The organism is Vibrio ziniensis (assembly GCF_011064285.1).
Classification (GTDB): domain Bacteria; phylum Pseudomonadota; class Gammaproteobacteria; order Enterobacterales; family Vibrionaceae; genus Vibrio; species Vibrio ziniensis.
This window is the reverse complement of record NZ_CP049331.1, coordinates 3103529-3126596: the sequence shown is the minus strand read 5'-3', so window position 1 is coordinate 3126596 and position 23068 is coordinate 3103529. Positions and strand designations below refer to the sequence as shown.

21 protein-coding genes are annotated in these 23068 nt (G+C 44.9%); 18 read left to right on the top strand and 3 right to left on the bottom strand.

The features are described from left to right. Positions 1-196: 196 nt before the first annotated feature. Positions 197-1105 carry a DMT family transporter gene (locus G5S32_RS14490; RefSeq protein WP_165312622.1) on the bottom strand — a complete coding sequence of 303 codons (909 nt, stop codon included), beginning with the start codon at positions 1103-1105 and terminating at the stop codon, positions 197-199. Positions 1106-1247: 142 nt separating this feature from the next. On the opposite strand from G5S32_RS14490, the gene rmuC reads away from it, so the two are divergent. The 9 genes from rmuC (at position 1248) to G5S32_RS14445 (ending at position 10050) form a co-directional block, all read left to right on the top strand. Further along, positions 1248-2801, top strand: coding sequence for a DNA recombination protein RmuC (gene rmuC / locus G5S32_RS14485; protein WP_165312818.1), 1554 nt, complete (start codon positions 1248-1250; stop codon positions 2799-2801). Between the two features lie 144 nt (positions 2802-2945). Then, a complete protein-coding gene (ubiE, locus tag G5S32_RS14480; RefSeq protein WP_165312621.1) occupies positions 2946-3731 on the top strand; it encodes a bifunctional demethylmenaquinone methyltransferase/2-methoxy-6-polyprenyl-1,4-benzoquinol methylase UbiE in 786 nt (261 codons plus the stop codon). 9 nt (positions 3732-3740) lie between these two features. Continuing rightward, positions 3741-4373: a ubiquinone biosynthesis accessory factor UbiJ gene (locus G5S32_RS14475; protein ID WP_165312620.1), complete on the top strand. Its 633-nt coding sequence runs from the start codon at positions 3741-3743 to the stop codon at positions 4371-4373. A gap of 3 nt (positions 4374-4376) precedes the next feature. Then, positions 4377-6011 carry a ubiquinone biosynthesis regulatory protein kinase UbiB gene (gene ubiB / locus G5S32_RS14470; RefSeq protein ID WP_165312619.1) on the top strand — a complete coding sequence of 545 codons (1635 nt, stop codon included), beginning with the start codon at positions 4377-4379 and terminating at the stop codon, positions 6009-6011. A gap of 50 nt (positions 6012-6061) precedes the next feature. Beyond that, the gene (gene tatA, locus G5S32_RS14465; RefSeq protein ID WP_165312618.1) at positions 6062-6301 is read left to right on the top strand and encodes a Sec-independent protein translocase subunit TatA; all 240 of its coding nucleotides are present in this window, start codon (positions 6062-6064) and stop codon (positions 6299-6301) included. A gap of 3 nt (positions 6302-6304) precedes the next feature. Continuing rightward, the gene (gene tatB / locus G5S32_RS14460; RefSeq protein ID WP_165312617.1) at positions 6305-6742 is read left to right on the top strand and encodes a Sec-independent protein translocase protein TatB; all 438 of its coding nucleotides are present in this window, start codon (positions 6305-6307) and stop codon (positions 6740-6742) included. Positions 6743-6822: 80 nt separating this feature from the next. Continuing rightward, positions 6823-7572, top strand: a complete 750-nt coding sequence (tatC, locus tag G5S32_RS14455; protein ID WP_165312616.1) for a twin-arginine translocase subunit TatC — start codon at positions 6823-6825, stop codon at positions 7570-7572. A 318-nt stretch (positions 7573-7890) separates the two neighbouring features. Further along, on the top strand, positions 7891-9468 hold the full coding sequence (locus tag G5S32_RS14450; protein ID WP_165312615.1) for a tetrathionate reductase family octaheme c-type cytochrome: 1578 nt from the start codon (positions 7891-7893) through the stop codon (positions 9466-9468). A gap of 3 nt (positions 9469-9471) precedes the next feature. Then, positions 9472-10050 carry a cytochrome b/b6 domain-containing protein gene (locus G5S32_RS14445; protein WP_165312614.1) on the top strand — a complete coding sequence of 193 codons (579 nt, stop codon included), beginning with the start codon at positions 9472-9474 and terminating at the stop codon, positions 10048-10050. A 172-nt stretch (positions 10051-10222) separates the two neighbouring features. Here G5S32_RS14445 and G5S32_RS14440 read toward each other — a convergent pair whose 3' ends face one another. Beyond that, positions 10223-10984: a TatD family hydrolase gene (locus G5S32_RS14440; RefSeq protein ID WP_165312817.1), complete on the bottom strand. Its 762-nt coding sequence runs from the start codon at positions 10982-10984 to the stop codon at positions 10223-10225. A gap of 237 nt (positions 10985-11221) precedes the next feature. On the opposite strand from G5S32_RS14440, the gene hemB reads away from it, so the two are divergent. From hemB to spfP, 4 genes are all read left to right on the top strand, one after another. Next, on the top strand, positions 11222-12259 hold the full coding sequence (hemB, locus tag G5S32_RS14435) for a porphobilinogen synthase (protein WP_165312613.1): 1038 nt from the start codon (positions 11222-11224) through the stop codon (positions 12257-12259). Positions 12260-12561: 302 nt separating this feature from the next. Beyond that, on the top strand, positions 12562-12999 hold the full coding sequence (locus G5S32_RS14430) for a GNAT family N-acetyltransferase (RefSeq protein WP_165312612.1): 438 nt from the start codon (positions 12562-12564) through the stop codon (positions 12997-12999). Positions 13000-13826: 827 nt separating this feature from the next. After that, the gene (polA, locus tag G5S32_RS14425; protein WP_165312611.1) at positions 13827-16625 is read left to right on the top strand and encodes a DNA polymerase I; all 2799 of its coding nucleotides are present in this window, start codon (positions 13827-13829) and stop codon (positions 16623-16625) included. A 196-nt stretch (positions 16626-16821) separates the two neighbouring features. Next, positions 16822-16869, top strand: coding sequence for a small protein SpfP (gene spfP / locus G5S32_RS21765; protein WP_438356636.1), 48 nt, complete (start codon positions 16822-16824; stop codon positions 16867-16869). Positions 16870-17523: 654 nt separating this feature from the next. Here spfP and yihA read toward each other — a convergent pair. Then, a complete protein-coding gene (yihA, locus tag G5S32_RS14420; protein ID WP_165312610.1) occupies positions 17524-18189 on the bottom strand; it encodes a ribosome biogenesis GTP-binding protein YihA/YsxC in 666 nt (221 codons plus the stop codon). 135 nt (positions 18190-18324) lie between these two features. On the opposite strand from yihA, the gene G5S32_RS14415 reads away from it, so the two are divergent. From G5S32_RS14415 to hemN, 5 genes are all read left to right on the top strand, one after another. Continuing rightward, positions 18325-18942 carry a c-type cytochrome gene (locus G5S32_RS14415; protein ID WP_165312609.1) on the top strand — a complete coding sequence of 206 codons (618 nt, stop codon included), beginning with the start codon at positions 18325-18327 and terminating at the stop codon, positions 18940-18942. 819 nt (positions 18943-19761) lie between these two features. Beyond that, positions 19762-20415 (top strand): class I SAM-dependent methyltransferase, encoded by a 654-nt coding sequence (locus G5S32_RS14405; RefSeq protein WP_165312608.1) that lies wholly within the window; start codon positions 19762-19764, stop codon positions 20413-20415. Next, positions 20415-20984, top strand: a complete 570-nt coding sequence (gene yihI / locus G5S32_RS14400) for a Der GTPase-activating protein YihI (RefSeq protein ID WP_165312607.1) — start codon at positions 20415-20417, stop codon at positions 20982-20984. Before G5S32_RS14405 ends, yihI begins: the two co-directional genes overlap by 1 nt. Positions 20985-20993: 9 nt before the next feature. Then, entirely contained in the window at positions 20994-21482 is a 489-nt protein-coding gene (locus G5S32_RS14395) for a DUF2489 domain-containing protein (RefSeq protein ID WP_165312606.1), read from the top strand. A 172-nt stretch (positions 21483-21654) separates the two neighbouring features. Continuing rightward, on the top strand, positions 21655-23043 hold the full coding sequence (gene hemN / locus G5S32_RS14390) for an oxygen-independent coproporphyrinogen III oxidase (RefSeq protein ID WP_165312605.1): 1389 nt from the start codon (positions 21655-21657) through the stop codon (positions 23041-23043). The last annotated feature ends 25 nt before the right edge of the window (positions 23044-23068 follow it).

The window sequence follows — 23068 nt, the reverse complement described above, 5'->3', positions numbered from 1 at the left end:
CTCTTGGTTTCTCCCCCTCAGGAGACTGTCTCTTAGTCACAAGTCTTTACTCCTCCCCTTTCGAAGGGGAGGCTGGGTGGGGTTGCTTTCACCACACTGAATTAAGATTGCAATATAATAAGTTCAGTGGACTTCAACCCCCTCTAACTCCCCCTCATCTGAGGGGGAGAACCAAAAGACAAATGCTAAAACATAGTCATGAAGATGAAACTGAGCGTGTTTGCTTGCTTGAAAATTTCAGTTGCTGCACCACTAGACCAATAATGATCATCACCAGGCCAACTAAGGTCGAAGGGTGAATATCTTCACCTATGATGGTGGCAAGTAAAATCAGTGAGATAAAGGGCGCAGCAAAGATCAGGTTACTGATGCGTGCGGTATTGTTGGTGTTTTTCAGCGCGCTCAGCCACAGCACAAAGGTTATCCCCATTTCAAACAATCCGACGTAGGTCACTGCGGCCCAGCCTTTAAAACTGATTTGACCCCATGGCGCACCTTCATAAACGTTCAATCCGATAGCAAATGGTATTGCAACAAGAAAGCCTAACAATACCACTACAACCGGTTCGGCTTGGTTTTTGGTGTTGAGTATCCAGTATCCCGCCCATAGTAAGGTAGAAAGCAGCGCTAAACCGACACCCAAAGGGCTGTCGAATTTCAAACTGAGAACATCGCCTTTGGTGGCTATCACAATCACGCCTAAGTAACTGAGTACACAGGCTAACCAATCTTGTTTTCTGATAGTCTGACCCAAGAAAATGGCAGCCATAAACGTTAAGGTGATTGCCCAGCTATAATTAATGGATTGAGCTTGCGAGGCTGGGAGCAAGGAGTACGCTTTAAATATAATGAGATAGTAAGCCAGAGGGTTAATTAGCCCTAACAGCAAGTAATACCAAGGATTGGCAAAAAAAGTGCTGGTGATCAGATTTAAATGACCCCGAAGGGCACAAATAATGAATAAAGCCAGTGCAGAGACAATACTTGCAATAGTGAGCATTTGAATTGGCGTGAACTCTGCCAACGTGATTTTGAAAGCTGTAGCAACGGTGGACCAAAACAGAACTGCGGACAGTCCCAGCGCTAATGCACGACGCTCGTTCATTTGTTTTTCCTAACTTTACTTAATGTTATTTGGCTAGTCTAACGGTGGAATAAATGCGCCACAAACTGGACATTTATCCAGTATAGAAATACCATTTTTGTCAACAGACTTAAGTCATGACTAGACGAAGTACACCTTTATGATGCAATGGATTATCAACAACATACTGCTTTGGGCTCCTGCACTTGCCAGTGCGATTATATCGGGGAGCGTGATTGGCCTTTGGGTGAAGCAAAGAATGGCGGTCAGAACCCAACTGCTTGATCAGCAAATTATCAATGATGCTCGCTGGTATCAACAGCAAATTGAGCAGTTAAAAGTATCGTTGAACAACAGTTTAGGGGAGCTGGAAGAGCTCGATCAAGATCGTGACAAAGCCGAGTACGAACTCAAGCAACTGCACGGCAAACTTATGGCAGCGATGGAAAAGCTTCGCTATTTCGATGCCGTAAAGCTTGAGCGTGACCAGTACAATGAAGATCTCAACCAGTTGCGCGAGCAAAAGGCGCAGCTGGATGTGCAATTGCGTGAACAGGAAGTGCGTCATCAGCAGCAACTAGAATCCAGTGCAGAAAAATTGCGTCTGCTTGAAAGTGCAGAAGAGCGCTTGAAACAGCAATTTGAACATTTGGCGAACCAAGTATTTGAAGAGAAAGCGGCAAAAGTGGATCAGCAAAACAAACAGAGTTTGGATGGTTTGCTAAGTCCGCTTAAAGAGCAGTTAGAAGGTTTCCGTAAACAAGTGAACGACAACTTCAATAACGAAGCCAAAGAACGTCACACCTTAGTTCACGAGCTACGCAATCTGCAAAACCTCAATGAGCAGATGGCCAAAGAGGCGTTGAACCTTACTCAGGCACTAAAAGGCGACAACAAGCAGCAAGGTAATTGGGGAGAAGTCGTACTGGCTCGTGTGCTGGCAGAATCGGGTTTGCGTGAAGGTCACGAGTACGAAACTCAGGTCAGCTTGCAAAATGACATGGGCAAACGTTATCAGCCAGATGTGATTGTGCATCTGCCACAAGATAAACAAGTGGTAGTGGATTCGAAAATGGCTCTGGTGGCTTATGAACGCTACTTCCATGCCGAAACTGATGAAGAGCGCGATATCGCACTGCGTGATCACTTGCTTGCATTACGCAACCACATCAAAGGGTTAAGCCAAAAAGATTACCATCAGTTGCGTGGTATTGAGAGCTTAGATTATGTGCTGATGTTTATTCCGGTTGAGCCTGCCTTCCAAGTCGCTATTCAAGCGGATCCTAGCTTGGTGAAAGATGCGATGGAGCAAAACATTATTCTGGTGAGTCCAACCACGTTGCTGGTGGCACTGCGCACCATTGATAACCTATGGCGTAATGACCGCCAGAACCAGAACGCACGACTAATCGCCGAGCGAGCCAGCAAACTCTACGACAAGCTACGTCTATTTGTTGATGATATGGAAGGGTTAGGCTCAGCGTTAGACAGAGCAAACCAAAATTATCAGGGGGCGATGAACAAACTTGTTTCTGGTCGAGGTAATGCAATCAGTCAGGCGGAAAGCTTTAAACAGCTTGGTGTTGAAGTAAAACGTTCCATTCATTCGCAGTGGGCTGAAAAGGCGCAAATTGGCGAAGATTATGAAATTGCTCCTCCGGTTGAAACACATCAGGGAGAAGTAGAAAGACATCAAGGAGAGGATAAAGTAAACTGATTGCCCGCAGCAGTTTAGACACCTTTTTGAACACCTGTTTTCTCAACAGAAAAGTTCGCCACAAAAAAGTGCGCTGTACAGCAACGAAATGAAAAAAACGAATGATGGCGGGCGCAATAGCGACCTTGATGACGGATAGTAACGATGACGGACAGTAGTAGCGTGCAAACGAATACAGCAATGACAGACCAAGAAACAACGCATTTCGGTTTCGAAACCGTTCGTAAAGAAGAAAAAGCAACCAAAGTTGCTCAGGTATTTCACTCAGTAGCAGCGAAATACGACATCATGAACGACTTAATGTCGGGTGGTGTCCATCGACTATGGAAACGATTTACGATTGATTGCTCTGGCGCTCGTCCGGGACAAAATATTCTCGATCTTGGCGGTGGTACGGGGGACTTAGCGGCGAAGTTCTCTCGCATTGTTGGCGATAAAGGTCACGTTATTCTGGCAGACATCAATAACTCAATGCTTAACGTCGGTCGTGACAAACTGCGTGACCGTGGCATTGTGGGTAACATCGACTTTGTTCAAGCGAACGCGGAAGAGCTGCCATTCCCAGATAACCATTTTGACTGCATCACCATCAGTTTCTGTCTGCGTAACGTAACAGACAAAGATAAAGCACTGCGTTCTATGTACCGCGTATTAAAACCAGGTGGCCGTCTGTTAGTTTTGGAGTTTTCTAAGCCGATCATCGAACCACTTTCAAAAATCTATGACGCGTACTCTTTCCATATTTTGCCAAAAATGGGTGAACTGATTGCCAACGATGCAGACAGCTATCGTTATTTAGCAGAATCGATCCGTATGCACCCAGACCAAGAAACGTTAAAAGGTATGATGGTTGACGCAGGTTTCGAGCAAGCGAGCTACTACAACCTGACTGGTGGCATCGTCGCACTGCACCGCGGTTACAAATTCTAAGGACCGCCTATGCCGTTTGAACCTCTTGTCACTGCGGTGATTGAAACCTCTCTCAATACTCTGATTAAAGACGACCCTAACTTGGGGCGTCGTCTTGCTCGGCTTAAAGGGCAGGTTATTCAGGTACACCTCAAAGAACTGAACAAGACACTGACGTTCGTCTTCAGCCAACAGATCGACGTGTTGGCAAATTATGAAGGTAAACCAGACTGCTACTTGTCACTGCATCTTTCGGTACTGCCTGAACTACGTGAACAAGCCAATATCACTAAGCTCATCAAGCAAGACAAGTTAGTGCTAGAGGGTGACATCCAACTGGCGCAAAAGTTTTCTCAACTGATGACAGACTGTAAGCCTGATATTGAAGAGTGGTTGTCGCGCGTCACTGGTGATGTGGTGGCTCACACCGTAGTGCAGGGCGCAAAAAATGTGGGTTCGCTGTTGACCTCTCAGTTTACCAAGCATCAGAATCATCTTGCACAGGTGTTGACGGAAGAGTGGCGTATTGCACCTGCACCGTTAGAAATCGCGTATTTCTGTGACCAAGTGGATGAGGTGAAAAGTCACGCTTCACGCTTAGAAGCTAAGCTATCCGCTCTGCTTGACAAAGTGAGTCAGAAAAATGCTGAGGTTGCCAAATAACGTATGACGCCTTCAGAAATTAAGCGCCTATATCGAATTATCAAAGTTCAGCTCGAATACGGGCTGGATGAATTTTTACCTGATCATCAGCTTACCAAAGTGCCGCGTCTGCTACGCAAATCTCTGTTTTGGCTTCGCAATAAGCATAGCGATAAACCGCTAGGTGAACGTCTGCGTCTTGCGCTGCAAGAGCTAGGGCCAGTGTGGATTAAATTCGGTCAGATGATGTCGACCCGTCGTGATCTGTTCCCGCCACATATCGCCGATCAACTTGCGCTGTTACAAGATAAGGTCGCGCCATTTGATGGCAATCTTGCTAAGCAGCAAATGGAAAAAGCGTTAGGCGGAAGTTTAGATACTTGGTTTGACGATTTTGCTATCGAACCGCTCGCATCGGCTTCGATTGCGCAGGTGCATACCGCCAAACTGAAAGAGAACGGTCGTGATATCGTTCTAAAAGTGATTCGCCCTGATATTCGCCCTGTGATTGATGCCGATCTGAAGCTGATGTATCGCATGGCGCGTATTGTTGCTAAAGCCACTCCAGAGACTAAGCGTCTTAAGCCTGTTGAAGTGGTGCGCGAATACGAAAAAACACTGATTGATGAATTAGATCTGCGCAGAGAAGCGGCTAACGCGATTCGTCTGCGTCGCAATTTTGAAGGCAGTGATGAACTGTACGTTCCTGAAATTATTAGCGATTTGAGTAATGAAACTGTCATGGTTTCTGAGCGAATATACGGCATTCAGGTTTCTGATGTAGAACGTCTGCGAGACAACGGCACCAATATGAAGTTGCTGGCTGAGCGTGGTGTAAGCGTATTTTTTACTCAGGTATTTCGCGACAGCTTCTTCCATGCTGACATGCATCCGGGCAACGTGTTTGTGAACCCTGAACATCCAGAAAATCCACAGTGGATTGGCTTGGACTGTGGCATCGTCGGCACGCTTAACAGCGAAGATAAACGTTACTTAGCGGAAAACTTCTTGGCTTTCTTTAACCGAGACTACCGCAAGGTTGCTGAGCTACATGTTGATTCTGGCTGGGTTCCTCACGACACTAATATTGACGAGTTTGAAGTTGCGATTCGTATTGTCTGTGAGCCAATTTTTGCCAAACCGCTGTGCGAAATTTCTTTTGGTCATGTACTGTTGAACCTGTTCAACACCGCGCGTCGATTTAATATGGAAGTGCAGCCACAGTTAGTATTGCTGCAGAAAACCCTGCTTTATGTTGAAGGGCTGGGTCGCCAACTTTATCCACAGCTTGACCTGTGGCAGACAGCGAAGCCATTCTTAGAAAAATGGATGATGAACCAAGTGGGACCGCAGGCGGTGATTAACGCCGTCAAAGAGCGAGCGCCATTTTGGGCAGAAAAATTGCCAGAACTACCAGAGCTGCTTTACGATAGCTTGCGTCAAGGTAAAGTGATGAATCAGCGCATTGAAAAGCTTTACCAAGGCTATAGAGAAACTAAGCGTCAGCAGTCTACAGGCAAGTTTTTATTTGGTATTGGCGCCACATTAGTCGTATGCTCGGCAATACTGGTCGCCAGTCACTTAGAGCAGCTAGCGGTGGGGAGTGCGATAGCAGGCTTCACATTTTGGCTGTTTAGTTGGCGGGCTTATCGTCAATAGACGTTAAACTATTGAAAGCATTATTAGTAAATAACCCCGAGGGATAAATAATGGGTGGTATCAGTATTTGGCAACTTCTTATCATTGCTGTGATCGTAATTCTGTTGTTTGGTACAAAGAAATTACGTGGCATCGGTGGTGATTTAGGTGGTGCAGTAAAAGGTTTCAAAAAGGCGATGGCTGAAGATGAAAAGCCAGAAGAGAAAGACGCTGACTTTGAACCAAAGAACTTGGAGCAACAAAAAACAACTGCTTCAACTGAAACCAAAAAAGACAAAGAGCAGGCGTAAAGAGTGTTCGATATCGGTTTTTGGGAGCTGGTATTAATTTCTGTTGTTGCTTTAGTTGTATTGGGTCCTGAACGTTTGCCACATGCTATTCGTAGTGTGACCAAGTTTATTGGTGCAGCGAAAAGCATGGCAAACAGTGTGAAAGATGAACTGGCTCATGAGCTGAAAGTGCAAGAGTTACAAGACAACTTGCGCAAAGCAGAGCAAATGGGCATGAAGAATCTTTCCCCGGAGTTGCAAGAATCCGTCAACAAGCTAAAGCAGGCGGCGCAAGATGTTCAGCGTCCTTATGCTGCATCGAACCATACGCAAACAGCGGATAATCCAGCCGCAACGGTCGCAGAAGCGGTAGATACATCGCAATCAATCAATGCTACTGCGCAAGCTCAGCCTCTGCCAACTGAGGAAGAGCGTAAATCGGCAGACAACAAAGCCGAGTAAATGATCAAGTGAAGAGCACCTGTGGCTCTTCACTTTCTGTTATATGATCTCAGTTATATGAGCTGTCACATGAGGTTCCAATGTCTTCTGTCGAACAGACACAGCCTTTAATTAGCCACCTTCTTGAGCTACGTAACCGCTTATTGCACAGCATTGCGGGCGTACTGGTTGTGTTTCTCGCTTTGATCTATTTCTCCGGTGACATTTACGAATTTGTCTCCAAACCATTGGTCGATCGCCTGCCGGAAGGTGCGACGATGATCGCAACGGATGTTGCATCGCCATTCTTTACGCCGTTAAAGCTGACGTTGATTGTTGCTGTGTTTCTGTCTGTCCCTTATATCCTGTATCAGGTATGGGCGTTTGTCGCTCCGGGCTTATATAAACACGAGCGTCGTTTAATTTTCCCTTTGCTCTTTTCTAGCTCGCTACTGTTTTATTGCGGTGTTGCCTTTGCTTATTTCGTGGTTTTCCCACTGGTATTTGGCTTCTTTACCGCTATCGCATTAGGTGGGGTGGAAATTGCAACCGACATTGCCAGCTATCTTGATTTCGTCTTAGCGCTGTTTTTAGCGTTTGGTATCGCGTTTGAAGTGCCGGTTGCTATTTGTTTGCTTTGTTGGACGGGGGCAACCACTCCTAAGTCTCTGGCAGCTAAGCGCCCGTATATCATAGTGGCAGCGTTTATCGTTGGTATGCTACTGACACCGCCAGATATGATTTCTCAGACATTGCTGGCAGTACCTATGTGCTTGCTGTTTGAAGTAGGATTGGTCTTTGCTCGTTTCTATACCAAGAAAGAAGCGGAAGAAGAGGAGCTGGAAGAGTAGCCTTCAATCCATTCTCGATATGATTTTAAAAAAGGAGCTTAGGCTCCTTTTCTGCTTTCTGCTTTCTGCTTTCTGCCTTTGTAATACCATTCGCTGCTCGCCGATGCTCAGTCTGATCATATTTTTATCTAGGATGGTATAAGCCTTGTCTGAGCAAAAGTCAGTGAATATCACAGTTTTACGATCTTGTTGCTTGTCGGTTGTTTTTTGAACAATAAGTTGATTTAAAACAATTGTGCTGCGATCTGCCTTCGCAATTAAATTACTTTCGTCTAATTATATAAGCGAATCCTAATCTACCAGGAAGGTATGTTCGGAATGAAAACTATAAATATTAGACACCTCTCGAATTGGTTATTGCTGCTGTTGGCGGCAATGACATCACTTGTTCATGCGTCAACGGCAGATCACAAAACCTTTGAGCAGTTGAATGGGCCTTTCCACAAGGCTCAGGAAGTCACCAAAGCGTGTTTGGAATGCCACACTCAGGCGGGTGAGCAAATTCAAGCTTCTACGCATTGGACTTGGGAGCACAAACAAACCAGTTCTGATGAGATTTACGGCAAGAAAAACGTCGTCAATAACTTCTGTATTTCAACCGCTTCCAACGAGCCTCGCTGTACCAGTTGCCACACGGGGTATGGTTGGAAAGACAATCAATTTGACTTCACTAAACAAGAGAGTATCGACTGTTTGGTTTGCCACGATCAATCTGGTCAATACCGTAAGTTTCCCACTGCAGCGGGTCATCCCAATTACGTCGACACTGAATGGCCTGTGGGCTCTGGAAAAATATTACCTGCGGTGGATTTAGCGAAATCAGCCCAAAGCGTGGCGACGCCAGAGGTGAAAAACTGTGGTAGCTGCCATTTCTTCGGTGGTGGTGGCGATGCCGTAAAACATGGCGATATGGATTCAAGCCTGAACACTGCTTCACCTGAACTCGATGTCCACCTCGCCAAAGATGGCGCAAACTTGAAATGTCAGGATTGCCATACCACCAGTGCGCACATTACTCAGGGTTCTCGCTACTCGATGAATGCAAAAGATACCTCTGGTATCGACATTCCCGGACATACTGACATGAGCCGTGCCACTTGTGAGTCTTGTCATAGTGCAGCGCCTCACCAAGGTTCACGTGAAGCCGTTCGCCTCAATCAGCATGCAGAAAATGTCGCTTGCCAGACTTGCCATATACCTGAGTTTGCCCGTGAGAAAGCGACGAAAACCTTCTGGGACTGGTCAACGGCGGGCGATAAGAAACGTCCAATGACCAAGGATGAATGGGGTAATCCACTTTATGATCCGAAAAAAGGCGACTTTGTCTGGCAAAAAAACGTCATTCCTGAGTATGCCTGCTTTAATGGCGAAATTGATTACACCACTGTCGGTGAAAAGGTTGTGCCTAATGCTGATGGTGTAATTGAGCTGACTAAAGTACAAGGCGTTTGTGGTGAGGAGGGCACACGTATTTGGCCGTTTAAAGTGATGAAAGGTAAACAGCCTTACGATGTGAAAAATCAGCTCATGATAACGCCGCACTTGTTTGGCAAAGATGACGCAGCTTATTGGAAGTCTTATGACTGGGTAGCCGCTGCTACGGCGGGTATGGCAGCAACAGGATTAGAGTTTGGTGGAGAGATGGCGTTCGTTGACACTGACTACCATTTCCCGATCACCCATATGGTTGCACCTGCAGAAAAAGCACTAGAGTGCCAAGACTGCCACAGTAAAGATGGACGAATGGCGAAGATTGCTGGTTTCTATATTCCCGGACGTGATGATGCTCTTGGTGGTAACAGCCAGTATTTGTGGTGGTTGGTCGCCTTGACTGTGCTCGGTGTTGCGTTACACGGTTTGCTAAGGTTCTTTGCTCGTCCACAAGGTAAGGAGTAGGTTATGCGTCATATGGTCTATAAACGCTTCGAACGCTTCTGGCATTGGGCGCAAAGCTTACTCATTATCGCGATGATAGCGACCGGATTTGAGATTCATGGCTCTTACCAGTGGTTAGGTTTCGAAGATGCGTTGTTCTGGCATGAATGGTGCGCCGTCACACTGATCGTACTGTGGTTGTTTGCCATTTTCTGGCATTTCACAACGGGTGAATGGCGGCAGTATATTCCAACCACTGACAAGCTTTCAGACGTGGTCAGTTTTTATATTCGCGGTATTTTTCTCGGGCAAACTCATCCGTATAGAGCAACCCCAGAACGTAAACACAACCCATTGCAGCGCTTTTTCTATCTGGGCTTTAAGCTGATATTAGCACCGTTGATTTGGGTAACTGGTGCGCTGTTATTACTTCATCCATTTGGAATTGAAGTTATTCCATTGGGCGCTTTGTCTGGATTGCATTTGTTGGTGGCGTTCTTATTTGTGGTGTTCCTGATTGGGCATGTCTATATGACTACCACAGGCCCAACCCCCACCAGTCATATCAAAACCATGATTACCGGCTATGAGGAGGAACATTAATTTAAGGTGATTAATACCATTCTGGATAATTTCCTGATCAGTGAATAGGCGTCGATAAGCAAACCCTCCGAGCCATGGATGGCTCGGCGGAACTTCAGGGACGAATGAAAGCGCGTTTGCGTTTGACGCCTATTCGTTGTTCTACCTATGCTCAGTCTGATCATATTTTTATCTAAAGATTGAACAGCTTTTGGGCGTTCAATGTGGTGAGAGTGTCGACTTCTTCAATTGTCATATCGCGAAGTTCTGCGACTCGTTTAGCAACGAGTTGGGTATACGCAGGTTCATTGCGTTTACCACGATGGGGAGCCGGTGCTAGGTAAGGACAGTCGGTTTCCAAAATTGCGTAGTTGAGATCCAAATAAGGAATTACCTTATCCATACCACCGTTTTTAAAGGTAGAAACACCACCTAAACCAAGATGAAAGCCCAAATCGTTGATCGCTTTGGCTTCTTCTACACTGCCACCGAAACAGTGGAATACGCCGCGCAGAGAACCATCTTGCTCCTGACGCAACAGAGTTAAGGTTTCTTCAATTGAATCGCGAGTATGAATCACTACTGGTAGATCCATCTCTTTTGCCCAGTTCAGCTGAGTGACAAATGCCATCTCTTGCTCTGCTCGGTAGGTTTTATCCCAGTAAAGATCGATACCTATTTCACCAACCGCGATGAAATTGTGTTTATCGAACCATGCACGAATGGTTTCCAGAGTCTGATTTACGTTGGCGTCCACATAGCACGGATGAAGCCCCATCATAGAACGGCAAATCTCAGGATAGGCGGCTTCTGTTGCCAGCATAGGCTCAATGGATTCCAAATCGATGTTTGGCAGCAAAATTTGCTTGATACCTTGTGCTAAAGCGCGTTGAACGACGTCATCTCTGTCTTGGTCAAATTCGCTGGCATAGATATGGGCATGGGTATCAATCATGGTGTTGTCTCGTAAATTCTGTTTGTCGGCAGTATACGTGAGTGTGAGCATCGGGTCATTTTTTGTATTTTTACTTAAAGGCTCTAGCACCAGAGTTTGAGAGTGATATGATTTCGCCAGAACCTGTTCCACTCGCAGTGCTTTTTTTATAAGCGCCTTCTATGTTAGTGAATGGGGCATCTACACATTAAATAAAGTCTGAACCTATGAATCAGACAGACCAAGAAGGAGAGTAGAGTGTCAGTATCCATCCAAGGCCAGTTCCCTGGTCGTCGTCTACGCCGCTTACGTAAACACGATTTTTCTCGTCGCCTAGTGGCAGAAAACAAGCTTTCGGTAAATGACCTGATTTACCCAATGTTTGTTTTGATGGGCAAAGATCGTCGTGAAGCGATTGAATCTATGCCGGGAATTGAACGTCTGTCTATCGATCTATTATTGGAAGAGGCACAGTATCTAGCAAACCTTGGGGTTCCTGCTATCGCTCTGTTCCCAGTGGTTAACCAAGATGCAAAAAGTTTAGACGCAGCGGAAGCATACAATCCTGACGGTTTAGTGCAGCGTGCGGTTCGCTTGCTCAAAGAACACGTTCCGCAAATGGGTGTGATCACTGATGTGGCGCTCGACCCATATACCACTCACGGTCAAGACGGCATTATTGATGACACTGGTTATGTGATGAACGATGAGACTACTGAAGTTCTTATCAAGCAAGCTCTATCACACGCACAAGCGGGCGCGGATGTGGTTGCGCCATCAGATATGATGGACGGCCGAATTGGCAAAATTCGCGAAGCTCTGGAAGAAGCGGGTTACATCCATACTCAAATCATGGCGTACTCTGCGAAATACGCTTCTTGTTACTACGGTCCTTTCCGTGATGCGGTCGGCTCTGCGAGCAACCTAAAAGGTGGCAACAAGAAAAACTACCAAATGGACCCAGCTAATAGCGATGAAGCGATTCACGAAGTGGCGATGGACGTTAATGAAGGCGCAGATATGGTGATGGTTAAACCGGGTATGCCATATTTGGATATCGTTCGCCGCGTGAAGACCGAGCTGCAAGTTCCGACTTTTGCTTACCAAGTATCTGGCGAATACGCGATGCACAAAGCCGCGATTCTCAATGGCTGGTTATCAGAGAAAGACACAGTGATGGAATCACTACTGTGCTTCAAGCGCGCAGGAGCAGACGGTATTTTGACTTACTTTGCAAAAGATGTAGCTCAGTGGTTAGCAGAAGAAAATGCGCAAGCCGCTCAGTTTCTAAAATAAACCAGAAGACGAACAAGTCACTAAAGGTGGACCATTAACCCTGTCTCTTCGCCACAAATAGATAAAGCATTGTTCTTTTGGTTCTCCCCCTCAGATGAGGGGGAGTTAGAGGGGGTTGAAGTCCACTGAACTTATTCATCATTGCAGTGTTAATTAAGTGCGGTGAAAGCAACCCCACCCAGCCTCCCCTTGAAAAGGGGAGGAGAATATTTCCCGTTCAAAAGGGAAGCTGTAAAGATTTGTGACTAAAGGCTGGCATTTGACCAGCCTTTTCTTTTTGAACTCAATTTAAGGAAACATTAATGAAGATACGCGAAGGCAGTTTGTCTGAAGTCGTTAAGGTTGTGACTGAAATTGAAGAGTTCATTGTTAAGGAAAACGAACAAAGTTTGGCACAGCGATTGGATGGTAAGCGTCATTTAATTTTGGTCGCGGAGCAGCAAGGCAAAATTTTGGGATTTAAAATCGGCTATGAGTTGGATTCTGAGACCTTCTACAGCTGGTTTGGTGGCGTTTCCCCTAAAGCACGCAATATGGGATTGGCTCAAAAGTTACTCGACGAACAGGAAAAGTGGGTGATTGATAAGAAATATCAACAGCTTAAAGTGAAATCTCGTAATCAGTTTCCTGCTATGTTGAGGCTGCTATTGAGAAATCATTACCTGATTGAAAGCTTTGAACCCTATGAGCCTTTATTGGAAAGTCGTATTCACTTTGTGAAGCAGTTAAAAAATAAATGAGATTTTTTCTCATTTGGGTGTTGACAGTTAAATGAGAATCATTATTATTAACTTTGTCTTAGGGAATGAGTGAATTTCATAAGGATGTGAACGACCTGCTTTTTTGAATTTTTGGATAAGCAGTGAATGAGCAACCAAACGAACGAACCTGTTCTTTTTGACACGACATTGCTCACATTGCTTCCAGTGTAATTTTTAAGCTTTATGGTAGTGCTGAACGTTGTAATTCAGGCTGACCTTATATCGCTAGGCGACATCAAACGATGTCGCTTTTTTTATGCCCATTCGCTGTTCTACCGATGCCGATGCTCAGTCTGACCATATTTTTATCTAGGCTGGTGTTATCCACCGTTATTCACGGGTGGCTTTGCGATCCTATATTTTTCTGTTTTGCTGATGATGTATAGCGACAAGTTTTTCAATCCGGTAATGAACGAGATTTTCCACCGTCAGAAAAATCCTCAAATGTAAGATTTCTGTGTCAGTGTATGAAAATTCATCATTCATTTTGGATCTAGATCCCAAGGTGACTAAAAGGACACCGAGTGTCTTTTCCACAATTGATGATCGGGGAATGATCGTGTTTTAAAAGTTAGATCTTTTATTTTTTAATTATAAAACAATATGTTAATTGTTGTTTGGTAACTGTTTTTTAATGGTTAATAACCAGTGGATAAAATCTATGAACAGAGTTATCCACAGAATTATTTGCATGTTGATGAGTAATTAAACGAAAGAGTGAAGTTGAGCTTGCAAGGTAGCATAGAATCCTGAACACAGTCGTGGCATCCTAGTCGCCAATTGTTTCTCATTGGACTAGCAACACTATGGCTCGCATTCCTGATAACCCGTTAATTTTGATCGACGGTTCTTCTTATTTATATCGCGCATTCCACGCTTATCCAGGCACCATGAGTAATGGAGATATTCCAACTAACGCTGTTTACGGCGTAGTGAATATGGTTCGTTCTATGATGCGTCAATTTGCTTCTGATCGTATTGCCGTTATTTTTGATGCCAAAGGCAAAACGTTCCGTGATGAAATGTTCCCTGAATATAAAGCGCATCGTCCGCCAATGCCGGATGATTTGCGCTGCCAGATTGAACCACTACACAACATTATCCGAGCGATGGGTTTACCACTTCTTTCTATTGAAGGTGTAGAAGCGGATGACGTTATCGGCACATTGGCGTATCAGGCTTCACAAGCAGGCATGCCGGTACTTATTAGTACTGGTGATAAAGATATGGCTCAGTTGGTGGATGATAACGTTACGCTCATCAACACCATGACTAATGTGGTGATGGACAGAGATGGCGTGATTGAAAAGTTTGGTATTCCGCCGGAACTGATTATCGACTACCTCGCGCTGATGGGCGATAAAGTCGATAACATTCCGGGTGTACCGGGTGTCGGTGATAAAACGGCGACGGCGTTGTTGCAAGGCATCGGTGGTCTGGATGCTCTCTATGAGAACTTAGATAAGATTGCAGACTTGGGTTTCCGTGGCTCTAAGACCATGGCACAAAAACTCGAAGACAACCGCGACAATGCGTATATGTCTTATAAGCTGGCAACCATTAAGCTCGATGTTGAGTTAGAAAACACACCTGAATCGCTACACAAGCAAACTCCAGATCGCGATGCTCTGATTGAACTGTACGGCAAAATGGCATTCAAATCTTGGTTATCTGAGCTGCTAGAAGGTGGTACAGGTGTCGTTGAAGCGGTAGAGAAAAGCGGTGATACCGCATCTGTTGGTTCTGCAACTGCTTCTGCTCCTGAAGCTGATACCTCTGCGGTGAAAATCGACCGTAGCCAATATCAAACCATTCTTGACCAAGACACTTTCAATGTGTGGCTGGATAAGCTGCAATCTTCAGAGCTGTTTGCTTTTGATACAGAAACCGACAGCCTAGATTACATGGTGGCAAACTTAGTCGGCGTCTCTTTTGCGGTAGCAGAAGGCGAGGCGGCATATGTTCCTGTTGCTCACGATTATCTGGATGCACCACAGCAGCTAAGCCGTGACTGGGTACTAGAACAACTAAAACCGATTTTAGAAGATGAGTCGAAACATAAAGTTGGCCAGAACCTAAAATACGATGCGAGCGTACTTGCTCGTTATGGTATTGAAATGCGCGGAATTGCGCATGACACTATGCTGGCGTCTTACGTTTATAACAGCGTGGGCGGAAAGCACGATATGGACAGCCTGGCACTGCGCTTTATGCAGCATAGCTGTATCTCGTTTGAACAAGTGGCGGGCAAAGGCAAAAATCAACTAACGTTCAACCAGATCGATTTAGAGCAAGCGGCACCCTATGCCGCTGAAGATGCGGATGTCACTCTGCGTCTACACAATCGTTTATGGAAACTGATTGAGCAAGATGAAAAGCTGCTTCCTATCTACCGTGATATCGAGATGCCACTGGTGCCTGTGATTTCACGTATTGAACGTACGGGCGTGTTGATTAATGACATGCTGCTTGGTTCTCAGTCACAAGAAATCGCTCTACGCCTTGATGAGCTAGAGAAGAAAGCGTTTGAAATTGCAGGTCAAGAGTTCAACCTCAGTTCGCCAAAACAGCTACAAACTATTTTTTTCGAGCAAATGAAATTGCCGGTTGTGAAGAAAACGCCTTCTGGCACGCCATCAACCAACGAAGAAGTGCTGCAAGAGCTGGCATTGGATTACCCGCTACCGGCTGTGATTTTGGAATATCGTGGTTTGGCTAAGCTGAAATCGACTTACACCGATAAGCTGCCAAAGATGATCAACCCGACGACTGGTCGTGTACATACGTCTTATCATCAGGCAGTGACTGCGACTGGTCGTTTGTCTTCCACCGATCCTAACTTACAGAACATTCCAATTCGTAACGAGGAAGGACGCCGCATTCGCCAAGCGTTCATTGCTCCACATGGTTGGAAAATCATGGCCGTCGACTACTCGCAAATCGAACTGCGTATCATGGCGCATCTGTCGGGTGACAAAGCGTTATTGGAAGCGTTCCAACAAGGTAAAGATATCCACGCTGCTACCGCTGCAGAGATCTTAGGGATCCGCATCGACCAGGTGACCAGCGAACAGCGTCGCCGAGCGAAAGCGGTTAACTTCGGTTTGATCTACGGTATGAGCGCCTTTGGTTTGGCTAAACAGCTCGGTATTCCTCGTGGTGAAGCACAAACCTATATGGATAAATACTTTGAGCGTTACCCTGGCGTCATGCAGTACATGGAAGATACACGTAGTGCCGCTTCTGAGCAGGGATATGTAGAAACCATCTTTGGTCGTCGCCTTCATTTACCGGAAATCACTTCTCGTAATGCTATGCGTCGCAAAGCGGCGGAGCGTGCGGCGATTAACGCACCGATGCAAGGTACGGCTGCTGACATCATTAAGAAAGCGATGTTGTCTGTTGATAAATGGATCCGTGAAGAGGGCGCTGGTCGCGTTAAATTGCTGATGCAAGTACACGATGAACTGGTGTTTGAAGTGGAAGAGACGGCTTTATCCGAAATTGAAAGTAAAGTACGAGAATTGATGGAGTCGGCGGCTTCTCTCCAAGTGCCACTGGTTGCTGAAGCAGGGCATGGTGACAACTGGGATCAGGCACACTAATCACACCGTTCTGCCCTGTAAACGAGATAAATACGAGCCAGCGCACAATTGCTGGCTTTATTTTTATCCGTAAAAAAATAAACGCAATTCAAGCGTTTATGTTGCTTAATAAAAAGTTAATGAAAAAAAATTACAAAAACGGTTTTCATTTCTGACCAATTGTTGTACATTAACTTCCGTAGGGTACAGAGGTAAGATGTTCTATCTTTCAGACCTTTTGTTTCACGTTATTGGATTAGGCTGATTCAGCCGCCCCAGTCTCCTTTTGACTGGGGCGTTTTTTCTTGTGCGCTAGAAAAAAATTTCTCCTGCAAAATCTCCCATCTTGTTTCAAACATCTTTGATATTTTTCGCGCTGTAGTGCCCACTGATGGCTCTCTGTTTTATGAATCCTAATGTCAGTTCTGTAATTTTATATCAGCATTAGATGCACTTATTTTTAGAGCAATAATTCTATTAATGAAAACGTAACTAACTGAAAAACAATAATATAGAAAGGTATGCGAGGCGGAAGGTAGTTTTCGTGATCAAGCTATATTGTATTTGATAGAGGATTGATGAATTCTAAGCCACATAATAATAATGAATATCTTAGACTCTCTCCGTTTCCCCACTTAGGTGGGGATTTTTATTTCTGCTATTTTTAACTATGACCAAATCTAATACCATTCTGGAAAATTTCCTGATCAGTGAATGGGCGTCAATAAGCAAACCCTCCGAGCCATGGATGGCTCGGCGGAGCTTCAGGGACGAATGAATGCGCGTGTGCGTTTGACGCCCATTCGCTGTTCTACCGATGCTCAGTCTGATCATATTTTTATCTAGGATGGTATAAAGCATAAAAAAGCCCTACCAACAAATGGCAGGGCTGATTTGAATCTGATTAAACGCTTGTTATTTATTCTTGTTCTGAATCTTGTTGCTCGTCTTCAAACACTTCTTCTACAAGTTGTTCAGCTAGGGCTGGCGCAAACCACGTATCAAGTTTGGCGCGCAGAATGTCGACACCAATACCGCTTAATGATGAGAAACCATCAACACTCACTTCGCCGCCAAACTCTTTTGCATCATTACGGATTTTCAGAATTTGAGCTTTACGAGCGCCGCTCTTTAGTTTGTCTGCTTTAGTCAGTAACACCTGAACAGGGATACCACACTCCACAGCCCACACGATCAGTTGTTGGTCGAGGTCTTTCATCGGATGGCGGATATCCATCAGAACGACGAGTCCTTTGAGGCATTGACGCTTTTGCAGATACTCACCCAACGATTGTTGCCACTTCTTCTTCATCTCGAGCGGAACTTGGGCAAATCCATAGCCTGGTAAGTCAACAATGTGGCAACCTTCGGTCACTTTAAACAAGTTAATTAATTGAGTTCGTCCTGGGGTTTTACTGGTTTTCGCTAGGTTCTTCTGATTGGTTAATCGGTTGAGAGAACTAGATTTGCCAGCGTTTGAGCGTCCTGCAAACGCAATTTCGATACCTTCGTCAGCTGGAAGATGGCGAATGTCTGGTGCACTGGTAATGAAATGCGTGTTTTGATAATGAATTTTTACGCTCACTGTTAACTCCATCTCGACTTTGTGTAGTCGATTGATTACTTTTTTGTGAAATTGTGTAAAATAACCGTGCTCGGCATAAGGTCGCCAATTGTACCACAGTGGTACTGGAAGCTTGATTATTATAAATGGAATGTCATGAATAAATTAGCGCTAATATTGAGTCTTTTAGCCAGCTGCTCCGTATGGGCCCAAGGCAGCATAGAAGCTGGCAAAGCAAAATCCGAAACGTGTGTTGCCTGTCACGGTGCTGATGGCAACAGTCTAATTACAACTTACCCTAAACTCGCTGGCCAACACGCTAAGTATATTGAGAAACAACTTAAAGATCTCAAACTTGGTGCAAGTAGTGCTGGTAAACAAGGCCGTTACGACCCTGTGATGAGCGCTATGGCGATGCCACTTAGCGACGAAGACATGTCTGACTTGGCCGCTTACTTCTCTTCACTCCCTATTTCTTCTAACTCTACACCTGAAGACGTAGTAAGCACTGGTAAAGCATTATACACAGCAGGTGATGCATCTCGCGGACTCACCGCTTGTATCGCATGTCACGGCCCTCGTGGTAATGGCACCGAACTTTCAGGGTTCCCTAAGATTTCTGGTCAACATGCTGATTATGTGAAAGCTCAGTTGCTGAAATTCCGCGATGATTCTCGTGGTAATGACATGAACGCTATGATGCGTGATGTTGCTAAAAAGTTAACTGATGCTGACATCGACACTTTGTCCAAATATGTTGGTGGTCTGCACTAACTGTTGGTTTTACGCTAACCGATTGTCTGCACTAACAAGGCCTAGCCAAGTTCGAGTAATGTTGTAAACAACCCCGGATTCAACTCCGGGGTTGTTGCATTTTGGGGCAAATATTTTCTTTGGGTTGACTCGCCAAAGTATCCATAGATCAGAAATGACTGATGAGTTTGTGAGATATTTGCCATTCAACATACTTTTCCAATTATTAACTAATATTTAACTATTTGATTTATATAAGTGTTGGTGCGTTAGTAGAAAATTGGTTTAAAAATTAGACCTAGATCCATTGTTTCAGCGCTTCATAGGCGTAAAGTTCTGACGTCGGCAAGATGCTGACAGAGGATATCAGACCATGAAGGTCTCCAAGGAGCAGGTAGGGATAACTTGCAATCCGGTAAGGGACAGACAATAAGTAGGATGCTTATTGGGATAGGGATGGTCACCTCGTCTAAAGGTAAGACAGTGTAAAGGATCGAGCAAAGGAACGCTTTGCTACAGGAAGTAACGCTTAAAAAGCAAATATATGCTATTAAAGTAGCGGTAAATGCTATTAAAGGTAGCAATAAAAAGGAAAGCCAAAATTCATCAGGATGATGACAAAACACACTTTTTGGCAGGGAACGCGCTAAAAACAAATGGAATATTGGTGTACCAAATAGGTACGACCCCATTTTGTCACACACGTGACGACTTAGAAAGCGATAGGTAAACCTATCGCTTTTTTTATTTTTAACTAAATTGTTGAAAAAATGTTCGTCTACACTCCACTCTGACGTCAGTTTCTGGTATGTTTCGCATCCCCCGTTAAAGGATGCCGAAATGCACAACTGCCCTCTATGTCGCTGCCCTTTATGCAATGACGATAAAACCGATGCGTATTTTGAAGATAAGCATCGTGAGTATCTTCAATGCCAGACATGTCAGTTGGTATTTGTTAACCCGCAGCACCGTTTAAGTGCTGAGCGTGAAAAAGCGTTTTATGACTTACACGAAAATGATCCGAACGATGCAGGCTATCGTCGCTTTTTATCTCGTGTATGTGATCCTATGCTTGAAAGACTGGCTCCAGAATCGAAAGGGTTAGATTTTGGCTGTGGCCCAGGGCCAACCCTCTCTTTGATGCTAGAAGAAGCAGGTCACAATGTGGCGTTGTACGATATCTTCTTCCATCCAAATGAGCAGGCGCTACAGACGAAATACGATTTTATGACTGCCACCGAGGTGATTGAACATCTTCATCACCCAGATGCGGTGTGGCAGCAATGGTTGAATCTGGTTAAACCCGGAGGCTGGATTGGTCTAATGACCAAAATGGTAAAAGACAAAGACGCTTTTGCTAGCTGGCACTACAAGAATGACCTCACGCATGTGATCTTCTTCAGTCGCGCCACGTTCCAGTTTTTGGCCGAGCGAGATAAGCTCGAACTTGAATTTATAGGCAACGATGTAATTTTGCTGAGGAAACCCCAGTAATGTCTAGAGAAAAGAAAACTTCCACCGGTATTAACGGCGATCTCGTTTTCGCACGTAAACATAACCGTAAGAGTGACGACGTTGAAGGTCGTGAGCGCAAGAAAGCGAAGAAACACAAAGGATTGAAAAGTGGTACTCGCCACTCTGAAGGAAAACAAAAAACCGAACGCGCAGCGGCACAAGCTCGTGACCCGCGTTTAGGCAGCAAGAAAAAGATTCCTTTGATTGTTGATGCTAAGAAGCCAACCAAACAAGAGCGTCGTGTTTCTGCTGAGAAAGAGCTAGAAATGCTAGAAAACGATGCGCAACTAAACGTGTTGCTTGATCGTATCGACAACGGCGAGAAGCTTGGTGCTGGTCTACAGAAATATGTCGATGAGAAACTGGATCGCATTGAAATCTTGATGAAGCAACTTGGCATCTACGAAGATGAGCTTGACGCTGAAGAAGAGCAAGACGAACCTGTTAATAAAGAGCCAGCGGTTAAAGCGACCAAACGTCAGCCAAAAACAGATGATGATTACTTGTCTGAGTTCGAAAACATGGACATGAACGAGTACAAAGGATAAGGACTTCGAATGAACGTAACCCTATTAGTAATAGTTGGCGCTGCGATCATTTTGGGCCTGGCATCTTATGCTGGCTACCTTCTGCTGCAACTGAAAAAGCAAAAAACGTTGCAGCAGCAACATCAGTTTTTGGCGATTGAAAAGCGCAATGCCAACATCTTTGAGAGCGTAAACATACTGTGTATGGCCGGAATACAAGGGCAGTGTGATCTGTCGGAAATCAGTATTCGCGTCTACAACATTATGGATTATGTACAAGGTGAAGCGCGTGTGGATTTCGATGCGGAATATCCAGCGATCTCTGAGCTTTATCATATCGTTAAAGATATGCCTCGCGGTGAAGCGCGTCAGGGTATGGCTAAGCAAGAGCGCATGAAACACAATCTTACTCGTCAGAAAGCTGAAGGTCGCTTGAATGACACCATCATTGAAGAACTGCATGCGTTGAAAAAACGTGTTCAGCCACTGAATAATCAAATTGCCATTCAAATGGTGTGATAAATAATTCTTCTGCTAGTAAGTGATCGAGCTAGCAGATTCGAACATTTTGTTGCTAAATTCTATTTTGCTGCCCGACGCTTTTCATACCGTGTGGCAAAATGCACCTATTCAGAACAGGTCAACAGACTGAGATTAGGTCAACAGACCCTAAATAACGGAAAGAGTCACTATGTCGTCGCAAGTCGTACCGAGTCAGCAGATCGTTTGGGATCAGGCTGTTTTAGACAAGTACAACTACTCTGGGCCTCGCTACACGTCTTATCCTACTGCAGTAGAGTTTCATGAAGCTTTTACCATTGCAGATTTCGATAGGGCTTGTGCGCAGTACCCGGAGCGACCGCTATCGCTTTACGTTCATATCCCATTTTGCCACAAGCTTTGCTACTACTGTGGCTGTAATAAAGTGATAACTCGCCATTCGCATAAAGCGGACGAGTATCTGGACATCCTTGCCCACGAGATTCAGCAGCGCGCGTCATTGCTGCAAGGCCGTCGAGTCACTCAGCTGCATTTTGGTGGCGGTACGCCAACATTTCTGACTAACAAACAAATTACCCGCTTAATGACTCTGTTACGCAGCGAATTCTTCTTTGAAGATGATGCAGAAATCAGTATCGAAGTTGACCCGCGTGAGATTGAGCTGAGCGTTCTTGACCATTTGAGAAGTGAAGGTTTCAACCGTCTCAGTATCGGTGTGCAAGACTTCAACAAAGAAGTTCAAGCGTTGGTGAACCGTGAGCAAGATGAAGAATTCATTGTTCAGCTGGTTGAACGAGCGAAAACATTGGGTTTCCGTTCCACCAATCTCGATCTGATCTATGGTTTGCCTAAGCAAACATTAGCGACGTTTAGCCAAACGCTAGAAAAAGTGTTGGAGATGAAACCGGGTCGCTTGTCGGTGTTTAACTACGCACACATGCCGCAGTTGTTTGCTGCTCAGCGTAAGATTAAAGACGCTGATTTGCCGTCAGCCGATGAGAAAATGGCTATTCTTCAGTATTCCATTTCAACCTTGACTGATGCGGGCTATCAATTTATCGGTATGGACCACTTTGCACTACCAGATGACGAGCTGGCGATTGCTCAGCGCAACGGAATATTGCATCGCAATTTCCAAGGCTATACCACGCAAGGTGAATGTGATTTAGTCGGTTTTGGTGTGTCTGCGATTTCTATGATTGGCGATGCTTACGCACAGAACCAAAAAGAGCTGAAAAAGTACTACCAGCAAGTCATTGAGATGCGCCATGCTTTATGGAAAGGAGTGAGTCTTGATAGTGATGACTTACTGCGTCGTGAAGTAATTAAGCAGCTGATTTGTAATTTCAAGCTTGATAAACGCGTGATTGAACAGCAGTTTGGTGTGCGTTTCCATCAATACTTTAAGCATGATTTAGCTTTGCTACAGACCTTTATTAATGACCAACTAGTAGTAGTGGATGACAAGTATATTGAAGTCACCCCACGTGGTCGTCTGCTGATCCGTAATATTTGTATGTGTTTTGACAAGTATTTGCGTGAACGTGCACGTCAGCAACAATTCTCTCGTGTGATATAGCGCTTATTGGAAAACTATATTAAAA

Excerpts from the sequence above, each read along its gene's own strand:
- G5S32_RS14415 (WP_165312609.1), top strand. The coding sequence starts at position 18,325 with ATGAATAAATTAGCGCTAATATTGAGTCTTTTAGCCAGCTGCTCCGTA.
- G5S32_RS14450 (WP_165312615.1), top strand. The coding sequence starts at position 7,891 with ATGAAAACTATAAATATTAGACACCTCTCGAATTGGTTATTGCTGCTG.
- hemN (WP_165312605.1), top strand. The coding sequence starts at position 21,655 with ATGTCGTCGCAAGTCGTACCGAGTCAGCAGATCGTTTGGGATCAGGCT.
- G5S32_RS14440 (WP_165312817.1), bottom strand. The coding sequence starts at position 10,984 with ATGATTGATACCCATGCCCATATCTATGCCAGCGAATTTGACCAAGAC.
- tatC (WP_165312616.1), top strand. The coding sequence starts at position 6,823 with ATGTCTTCTGTCGAACAGACACAGCCTTTAATTAGCCACCTTCTTGAG.
- G5S32_RS14405 (WP_165312608.1), top strand. The coding sequence starts at position 19,762 with ATGCACAACTGCCCTCTATGTCGCTGCCCTTTATGCAATGACGATAAA.
- G5S32_RS14395 (WP_165312606.1), top strand. The coding sequence starts at position 20,994 with ATGAACGTAACCCTATTAGTAATAGTTGGCGCTGCGATCATTTTGGGC.
- G5S32_RS14490 (WP_165312622.1), bottom strand. The coding sequence starts at position 1,105 with ATGAACGAGCGTCGTGCATTAGCGCTGGGACTGTCCGCAGTTCTGTTT.
- polA (WP_165312611.1), top strand. The coding sequence starts at position 13,827 with ATGGCTCGCATTCCTGATAACCCGTTAATTTTGATCGACGGTTCTTCT.
- rmuC (WP_165312818.1), top strand. The coding sequence starts at position 1,248 with ATGCAATGGATTATCAACAACATACTGCTTTGGGCTCCTGCACTTGCC.
- ubiE (WP_165312621.1), top strand. The coding sequence starts at position 2,946 with ATGACGGACAGTAGTAGCGTGCAAACGAATACAGCAATGACAGACCAA.
- G5S32_RS14475 (WP_165312620.1), top strand. The coding sequence starts at position 3,741 with ATGCCGTTTGAACCTCTTGTCACTGCGGTGATTGAAACCTCTCTCAAT.
- tatA (WP_165312618.1), top strand. The coding sequence starts at position 6,062 with ATGGGTGGTATCAGTATTTGGCAACTTCTTATCATTGCTGTGATCGTA.
- G5S32_RS14445 (WP_165312614.1), top strand. The coding sequence starts at position 9,472 with ATGCGTCATATGGTCTATAAACGCTTCGAACGCTTCTGGCATTGGGCG.
- ubiB (WP_165312619.1), top strand. The coding sequence starts at position 4,377 with ATGACGCCTTCAGAAATTAAGCGCCTATATCGAATTATCAAAGTTCAG.
- yihI (WP_165312607.1), top strand. The coding sequence starts at position 20,415 with ATGTCTAGAGAAAAGAAAACTTCCACCGGTATTAACGGCGATCTCGTT.
- G5S32_RS14430 (WP_165312612.1), top strand. The coding sequence starts at position 12,562 with ATGAAGATACGCGAAGGCAGTTTGTCTGAAGTCGTTAAGGTTGTGACT.